Source organism: Kitasatospora sp. NPDC056327, from assembly GCF_042261735.1.
Classification (GTDB): domain Bacteria; phylum Actinomycetota; class Actinomycetes; order Streptomycetales; family Streptomycetaceae; genus Kitasatospora.
The window spans coordinates 1-7,715 of the sequence record NZ_JBHJRC010000361.1; the positions used below are offsets into that span (position 1 = coordinate 1).

At 72.1% G+C, this 7,715-nt stretch carries 6 protein-coding genes, 1 rRNA gene and 2 pseudogenes; 5 read left to right on the top strand and 4 right to left on the bottom strand.

Features of this window, described 5'->3' with window-relative positions; all coding sequences use genetic code 11:
• Positions 1 to 86 (top strand): 5S ribosomal RNA (gene rrf, locus ACFCX4_RS32655); the annotation flags it as partial.
• Between the two features lie 123 nt (positions 87 to 209).
• Here rrf and ACFCX4_RS32660 read toward each other — a convergent pair.
• Positions 210 to 305: pseudogene (locus ACFCX4_RS32660) on the bottom strand (DNA helicase); the annotation flags it as partial.
• A 44-nt stretch (positions 306 to 349) separates the two neighbouring features.
• Here ACFCX4_RS32660 and ACFCX4_RS32665 point away from each other — a divergent pair.
• Positions 350 to 619 (top strand): hypothetical protein, encoded by a 270-nt coding sequence (locus ACFCX4_RS32665; protein ID WP_376150463.1) that lies wholly within the window; start codon positions 350 to 352, stop codon positions 617 to 619.
• 181 nt (positions 620 to 800) lie between these two features.
• Entirely contained in the window at positions 801 to 3,371 is a 2,571-nt protein-coding gene (locus ACFCX4_RS32670; protein ID WP_376150465.1) for a DUF262 domain-containing protein, read from the top strand.
• Between the two features lie 186 nt (positions 3,372 to 3,557).
• Here the strand turns inward: ACFCX4_RS32670 and ACFCX4_RS32675 are convergent, their stop codons facing one another.
• From ACFCX4_RS32675 to ACFCX4_RS32685, 3 genes are all read right to left on the bottom strand, one after another.
• Entirely contained in the window at positions 3,558 to 4,802 is a 1,245-nt protein-coding gene (locus ACFCX4_RS32675) for a TolB family protein (RefSeq protein ID WP_376150467.1), read from the bottom strand.
• A 189-nt stretch (positions 4,803 to 4,991) separates the two neighbouring features.
• Positions 4,992 to 5,750: a lysophospholipid acyltransferase family protein gene (locus ACFCX4_RS32680; protein WP_376150469.1), complete on the bottom strand. Its 759-nt coding sequence runs from the start codon at positions 5,748 to 5,750 to the stop codon at positions 4,992 to 4,994.
• Positions 5,751 to 6,060: 310 nt separating this feature from the next.
• Positions 6,061 to 6,486, bottom strand: a complete 426-nt coding sequence (locus tag ACFCX4_RS32685; RefSeq protein WP_376150471.1) for a DUF4395 domain-containing protein — start codon at positions 6,484 to 6,486, stop codon at positions 6,061 to 6,063.
• Positions 6,487 to 6,750: 264 nt separating this feature from the next.
• Here ACFCX4_RS32685 and ACFCX4_RS32690 point away from each other — a divergent pair, with 264 nt between their 5' ends.
• Both ACFCX4_RS32690 and ACFCX4_RS32695 read left to right on the top strand, forming a co-directional pair.
• Positions 6,751 to 7,164 (top strand): TlpA family protein disulfide reductase, encoded by a 414-nt coding sequence (locus tag ACFCX4_RS32690; RefSeq protein ID WP_376150473.1) that lies wholly within the window; start codon positions 6,751 to 6,753, stop codon positions 7,162 to 7,164.
• A 455-nt stretch (positions 7,165 to 7,619) separates the two neighbouring features.
• A pseudogene (locus tag ACFCX4_RS32695) lies at positions 7,620 to 7,715 on the top strand (electron transfer flavoprotein subunit beta); the annotation flags it as partial.

The following is a 7,715-nucleotide window of genomic DNA, read 5'->3' on the forward strand; positions in this document are numbered from 1 at the left end:
GTTACATTCCGAACCCGGAAGCTAAGCCTCACAGCGCCGATGGTACTGCAGGGGGGACCCTGTGGGAGAGTAGGACGCCGCCGAACAATCATTCACAAATAAGCCCCCGTCCGGGATATGGACGGGGGCTTATTTGGTTTTCCAGTGAAACCCTGAAAGGCTGGCGGCACCGAGATGGTCGGCCTTTCGCGGTGTGCTCACCGCTCGTCTCAGCCGATGCCTGCTTGGGTGAGAAACGGGTTCGGCCGGCCGTGCCACGACACGTGGAGGGCTTCCCGGGCTCTCGTGCAGGCGACGAAGAGCAGACTGAGCCCGACGAGCGGATGTTCGCGGCCTCGGCGCTGAGCTGATGGAACGTCCGGAGACCGGCGCTCTCCGACTCATCGGTGAACGAGGCGACTGCTCGCCAGACCTGTGCTCGCGCGAGCGGCCCGAGTGCTGTGCCGCGACCGGCCCTGGATGCCTTGAGATAGGCATCAGCGGTGCTGAGGTTCTGGGCGAGTATGACGTGACGCCATTCGTGGTCGAGGAAGGCGGCCGTGCGGTCGAGGTCGAGACGGTGCGCGATACGGCCCCACCGAGCCTGTACGTCACGCTGGTTGGTGATGATGGGGAGTGACCGGAACCGAGGCGGCTGCCTACCTCCGGGGATACGTGGCTGCTCAAGTACTCCTGAGCAGGAAGCAGCACGGCTGTGCTCGGGCCACCGGGCCCATCGCACGGCGACGAGTGACGGTGATGCTCTGTAGGGTGACCGCGCAACAGCCGAACCGACCGCACGCCGCTCGAAGAGGGAACCGATGCACGCCCAAGAGGTCACGTTCATCAAGCTTGTGCAGGGGGAGAAGCAGTTCCAGGTTCCCCTGTACCAGCGTACGTACAGCTGGACACAGCCCGAGCTCCGCCAGTTGTGGGACGACGTGAGCGACCTGGTCGAGGCGCAGCTCGACGGGGAGAGCCCGGCATCGCACTTCCTCGGATCGGTTGTCCTCGCCCCGGGGCAGCTGGCCGCTGGTGGCGTCCAGCGATGGCTGGTGGTGGACGGCCAGCAGCGGTTGACGACACTGATGCTGGCCTTCACCGCTCTCCGAGATCACCTGCGGGAGACGGGTGGTGGCGAGTCCGCCAAGGCGGCCGACAAGATCGAGGATCAGTACCTGGTCAACAAGTATCTCGACGGCACCGACCACTACAGGCTGCTGCCGACCCAGGCGGACCGGGACGCGTTCATCGCCTGTGTCTCCGGCGGCCCGCGTGCAGGCGGTGAAGGGAACATCGGGGCCGCCTACCGCTTCTTCCGGGGCGTCTACACGGAGGGCTCCCGGCAGCACGGCCCGGAGTGGACCGATGCCGTGATGACGGCGCTCGGCGCACTGCTCTCCATCGTCGAGATCACCGCCGACGCGCAGGACAACGTGTTCCGGATCTTCGAGTCGATCAACAACACGGGGGTGGGTCTCAGCCAGAGCGACCTGCTGCGCAACTACGTCTTCATGCTCCTGCCCACCCGTGGCGAGCGTGTGTACCAGCAGCTGTGGTTGCCCATGCAGCAGCAACTGGGCCCGAAGAACCTGGAACTCCTCGTCTGGCTCGATCTGGTGGTGCGCGGCAACAGCCGGGCCAAGCAGACCGACATCTACCGGGAGCAGCAGCGTCGCCTGCAACCGCTGGCCGGGAACGAGGACGCACTGCAGGCGGAGATCGCCGCGCTCACCGAGCGGGGGCAGCGGCTCCTCCGGGTGCTGGACCCCTCCCGGGAGACCGACCCCGCCCTGCGGGCTGCTCTGGAGCGCCTGGGCCGCTGGGGTGGTCAGACCCACTACCCGCTGGCCCTGTTCCTGCTCGATCGGGTGGACGCCGGCGACAGCACTGCGGCCGAGGCGGCCGAGGCCCTGCGATTCGTGGAGAGCTACCTGGTACGGCGCCTGCTCTGCCAGTCGTCCACCACCGGCCTGAACCGTCTGTTCATGGAGGCCCCGAAGGAGCTGGAGCAGGGCCTCCCGGTCGCCCAGGCGGTGCGCCGCTACCTCTCGGCGAAGCGGACGGGGGCGCGGGTGTGGCCGGACGACGCGGAGGTCATGGAAGCGGTCCGCCGGAAGCCGTTCTACACGGCCGGGCGGTCGCAGCAGCGGTTCTTCGTGCTGCGCACCCTTGAGGAGAGCTACGGGGCGAGCGAGGTGGTCGACTACGCCAGATCGCCGCTCACCGTCGAGCACGTCCTTCCGCAGAACCCGTCGCGGGCGTGGTTCGAGCTGTTGGCAGAAGAAGCCGAGGACGGGCAGGGACCGCAGGAGATGCACGAACTCCTGGTGCACACACTGGGCAACCTCAGCCTCTCCGGAGAGAACAGCCGGCTCTCCAACCACCCGTTCCGGCGCAAGCAGGAGATCCTCGACTCCAGTGCCCTGCGGATGAATCTTGAGATCGCCGCGGAGCCTCGGTGGGGCGCCAAGGAGATCGCGGCGCGCTCCGAGCGGCTGGGCCGACGGGCGGTGGAGATCTGGCCGGGCCCGATCCGCGGGAAGCGGGAGGTCCCGGAGGAGTGGCCCGGCTGGAGCGAGCTGCGGTCCGCGCTGGTGGCCGTCCCCGCCGGCAGCTGGACGACCTACGGCGCGATGGCCGCGCTCATCGGCAGCCACCCGGTGCCGGTCCGAAACTACCTGGCGGGCACATCCGGTCTGCACGGCGCCTATCGAGTCCTCACCGCGGACGGCCGGGTGTCCGACAACTTCCGTTGGCCCGACGGCGACCAGGGGGACCCCCGGACGCTGCTGGCAGCTGAGGGTGTTCCCTTCGACGGCACAGGCCGGGCCAGTGTCGCGCACCGTCTGTCGGCCGATGACCTGGCCACGCTGCTGGACAAGGAGCTTCCCCGCGACAACGCCGAGAGCGTGTTGCCCGACGCGGAGGTGCAGGGCCGAGCCGCGAGGTTCGAGCAGCTTCTGCGCGAGAACCACCCGGCCCTCGCCGAGAGCGTCCTGAGTGTGTTGGGGTTCTGGCAGCGCCTGGACCCCGATTGCAGCCTGGTCTACGGCCGCGCCGCGGAGACCAGTTGCTTCCCGACCCTGGACCTGCGCGCGGGCGGAGGATCGGGGACGAGCTGGCCGCTGGCCGTCTACCCGGTGGCCGGCACGGTCGAGGTGGTCTTCCAGTACCTGCGTACCCGTCCTCCCTTCGACGACACCGAGGCGCGTCGCGAGCTCCTGCGACGGCTCAACCAGATCGACGGAATCCAGTTGGCCGAGGCCAAACTCGAACTTCGGCCGTCGTTCCCCATCGAGGTGCTGGCCCGGCAGAGCGAGGAGATCCAGGGCGCCCTGGAATGGTTCGTCCATTTCACTGCGCTGCATCTCGCCCAGCAGGCCGCTTGATCGTAGGGACGGGGCTGGGGTGGTGCGGGACCAGAAGCGGGACCGCGGTTGACCTCTGTCGGGCGCGGGCGCGGGCGCCGGGCGAGGATCTGATGAGGAAGGTGAAGGGCAAGCTCAGGGTCGGGGACCTGACGGCTCGGCCGACGCCCTCCGGGTCGGGCGAAGGCCGAGCCGCTGCCGTCGGGGTCAGCTCGGGGGCTGGGCGGTGCCCCAGGTGGGGCGGCCCTCCCAGTGGCCGGGGGTGTCGGTGACCCGGGCGACGGCCGAGCCGTCGGCGTGCATGGTGAAGAGCTCCGAGTTCCCGCCGGCGGGGGCCTGGGCGAAGGCGATCGAGGTGCCGTCGGGGGAGTAGGAGGCGGTGCCGTAGGAGGTGTCGGACGGGCCCGGGGTGAGCGCTTCGACGGTGGTGCCGTCGGGGTGGACGGTGTAGATGCCCCCGCCGGGGGCGTTGTCGGGGCCGGTCGGGTAGGTGGTGAAGACGATCCGGCTGCCGTCGGGGGACCAGTTGGCGCGCTCGCCGGCCCGCAGTTCCCACGGGGTCAGCCGGCGCATGCCGGTGCCGTCGGCGTTGACGACGTAGAGGGCGCTGGCGTTGGCGGGTTGGCCGGTGGCGCTGGTGCGGTAGGAGAAGACGAGCTGCTTGCCGTCGGGGGACCAGGCCGGGTCGGTGACGGCGCCGGAGTACGGGGTGTCGTTGGTCAGGAAGGTGACCCGCTGGGCGGTGGTCCCGTCGGGGGCGATCACGTAGAGGTCGCTGTACTGGATCTGCTCGGTCGTCGGGTCGACGCTGCCCCAGGTGCGGGTGAAGGCGAGCTGTCGGCCGTCCGGGGACCAGGAGGGTGCGGTCTCGGCCTCGTTGAGGCAGTCGGGGGCGCCGGTCTCGCAGAGCGCGCCGAGTTGCCGGGCGTTGCCGCCGTCGGCGCCGGTGGTCCAGATCCGGCCGGGGGATTCGCTGTCGGCACGGTCGAAGGCGAGGAGGGTGCCGTCCGGGGACCAGGCGGGGTGGTCGTCCCGGGTCCGGTCGGCGGGCTGGGTCAGCTGCCGGCGGGACCTGCCGTCGGCGGAGACGGCGAAGATCGCGCTGGTGAGGCGTTCCTGGTCGAGGAAGACCCGGCCGGCGATGAGGCCGTTGCGAGCGGTCGGGGCCGCGGGTGTGCCGGGCACCGCCGCGGGGTCCACCGCTCCGGGGGCGGCGTCACCGACGGCCGGGTCGACCGTGGACGTCGGGGCGGGGGTCGGTGACTCGGCGCGGATCTCGCTGAGCGGGATCTCGCCGGGCTGGGCGCCGCAGCCGGTGAGCAGGGCGCCGGCGAGCAGAAGGCCCGCACCGGCGCGGTGGCGGGTGCGGGCCCTGGTCGGGTCGGCGCGGTGGGCGGGGTCCGGGTGGCCGGTGGGGGTGGTCCGTGAGAGCCGTGGGCGGGTGCGGGTCATCCGCGTCTCATCTCCGTCTCCGATCCGCCCGGCGAGGCCGGGCGCGAGCCCCCCGAAGGAGCTGTCACTGTGTCAGATCGGAGCGGGCGGGCACGGGCGACACGCGACGTTCCGCGTCCGCTCGGAGACGGGGAGTCATCCGATCGCGGGGCAGGCGCGGCGGACCGGCGGGGCGGGCCCCGGGACGGTTCAGCCCCGGGTGGCGCGGCGTTCGGCCTCCGCCTCGTCCTCGGCCTCGGCGATCTCCAGGGTCGGCGCGGTGCCGCCGAGGTGGGCGGGCAGCCACCAGCTGTCCTCGGGCCCGGAGGGCTTGCCGGGGTACTCCCGCTGGGCCCGGTCGAGCATCTCCGTCATCGCGGCGCGCAGCCGCCGGGTGACCATCACGGGCTTGTCCTGGGGCGTCAGCACGATCGGCTCGCCGATCATGATGGTCACCGGGACGTGACGCTTGGTGAGGGTCTTGGGGCGGCCCTTGGTCCACAGCTGCTGGGTGCCCCAGAGGACGACCGGGAGCAGCGGGGCGCCGGAGTCGGCGGCCATCCGGGCGGCGCCGGTCTTGAACTTCTTCAGCATGAAGGAGCGGCTGATGGTCGCCTCGGGGAAGACGCCGACCACCTCGCCGGCCCGCAGCGCGCGGACTGCGGCCTCGTAGGCGGGCTGGCCGTCGGCGCGGTCGACCGGGATGTGCTTCATGCCGCGCATCAGCGGGCCGGAGACGCCGTGCTTGAAGACGTCGTCCTTGGCCATGAAGCGGGTCTTGCGCTTGCCGCCGCGGTAGGCGCCGAGGCCGGCGAAGAGGAAGTCGAGGTAGCTGATGTGGTTGCTCACGAGCACCGCTCCGCCCTTGGCGGGGATGTGTTCGGCGCCGACGATCCTGATGCGCACGTCGAGTGCGCGGAAGACGGTCAGCGCGGCGCCGATCACCGGCGGGTACACGAGCTCTGCCACGGTCAGTCCTGACTTCGACGGGCCTGGCGGCCCGGTACGGCGGGGACCCGCGGATCGTGTGCGGGGGCCGACCGGGGGCACGGCACACCGCGGCGGCCACGGGCGATACACGGAGATGATCCCCCGAACGGGCACCCGCTGTCACCTGAGGCGGGCCGTCGGGCCGGTATCCGGCGGTGTGACGTGCGTGATGAGCCCGGCCGGGAACTTTTCCCGGCCGGGCGTCCGGTCGGTTTTCCCCGCTCCGGGGGACCGGTGACCGTCGGTGTTCGGCAGGCGGAGCGGCCGGGCCGCGGAAGGGGCCGGGCGGTCAGGCGGCCAGGTCGACCCGGGCACGGGCACGGTGGACCAGCAGGTACAGCTCGCAGCCGAGGCAGTAGCCGAACGCCGCGTTGAGGAAGGCGGCGGCCAGCGCGAGCGCGGTCGCGAGCAGGCCGAGCCAGCCGATCCCGGCGAGCAGACCGACCGTGCCGACGGCCCCGAAGAGCAGGCCGACGCCCTGGGCGAACCGGGGCGGCCGTTCGTCCTCGGTCTCGGCGGGCGGCGCCAGCCGGGGGAGGACCAGAGTGCGGTAGAGCCAGCCGTAGGGGGAACGGCGCAGGCCGCCGACGGCGCCGAGGGCGAAGACGGCGGTCTGGAGGGCGAGCAGTGCGCCGCTGCCGGTGAGCAGGACGGCTATCAGGACGAGCGTGGTGAGGGCGGCGGCGAACCGCGGCCCGCGGGGGTCGATCTGCACGGGAGGACTCCGGGGCGGTGGAGGTGACGGGGCGCGCGGGCGGTTGTGCGGCGCGGGCGCCCGGGACGGCCGGGAAGCGTGTCAGCGACAGCGCGAGGCCGTGGTCCGGCACAGGTCGACCACCCGGCGGGTGGTCAGCAGCGGCTGTGCGGGGCGGTCGGAGTCCACCCGGTGATCGTACGCGGGTTCGGCCGGGTGGGTCGAGGGGGTTCGGTGGCCGGACCCGTCGTCGGTGGCCGCGCGGGGCGGGAGCAGACTGGGGGGATGACCGGGTTGGTGGTGTGCGTTGTGGTGCTCGTGGCCGCGAGCGCTTTCGGGCTGCTGCGGGCGAAGCGTGACGGGAGGCTGCGGGTGCGGACGAAGGACGGGGCGGTGCTGCTCTCGGCGGCGGAGCTGGGGGAGCCGCTCGGGGAGCGGGCGACGCTGGTGCAGTTCTCCACCGCGTTCTGCCAGCCGTGCCGGGCGACCCGGCGGGTGCTGGCCGAGGTGGCGGGGATGGTGGACGGTGTGGCGCACGTCGAACTGGACGCCGAGGAGCGGCTGGAGCTGGTGCGGCGTCTGGAGATCCTGCGGACGCCGACCGTGCTGGTGCTGGACGCCGGGGGCCGGGTGGTGCGGCGGGCGGCCGGGCAGCCGCGGAGGGCGGACGTGATCGCGGCGCTCGGGGAGGCGGTCTGACCCGGGCCGGGCCGGTCGGGGCCGGGTTCGAGGCGTACCCGGCGGGGCCGGTGCGCGCCACGGACGGTGGCACGCGGGCTCGGGAGGGGTCGGGCCGGCGCGTGACCGGGGCGCGCGGCGGCCCTCCGAGGTGAATCCGGTGGCCGAAGGGCAGCCCCGTGGGGTGGAGCCGGCCGGGGGCTGGGGCAGGATGGCCCTGACGGCAGTGCGCCGTCCCGCGGTCCGTGCCCGGACCGGGGGCCTTCCCGGGGCTGCCGAGGGGGCCCGGGGGACGCCCGGCCGGAACGGCGCGACGTAAGCTACTGGCGAGTAGTGACCGTCGGGATACTGGCGGGTATGCTGCCAGGAAGTTCCGGACCGGTACGGGAAACCGCTGACCGGAGCGGGTGCGTACCGTGTTCGCGCCCGCTTGCACAGCCGCAGCCGCCGGACGAGACCAGTACAGGAGACAGGCCGTGAGCTTGAGGATCGTTGTCTGTGTGAAGCACGTGCCGGATGCGACGGGTGACCGTCGTTTCGCGGACGATCACACCACCGACCGGGAGGGTGTG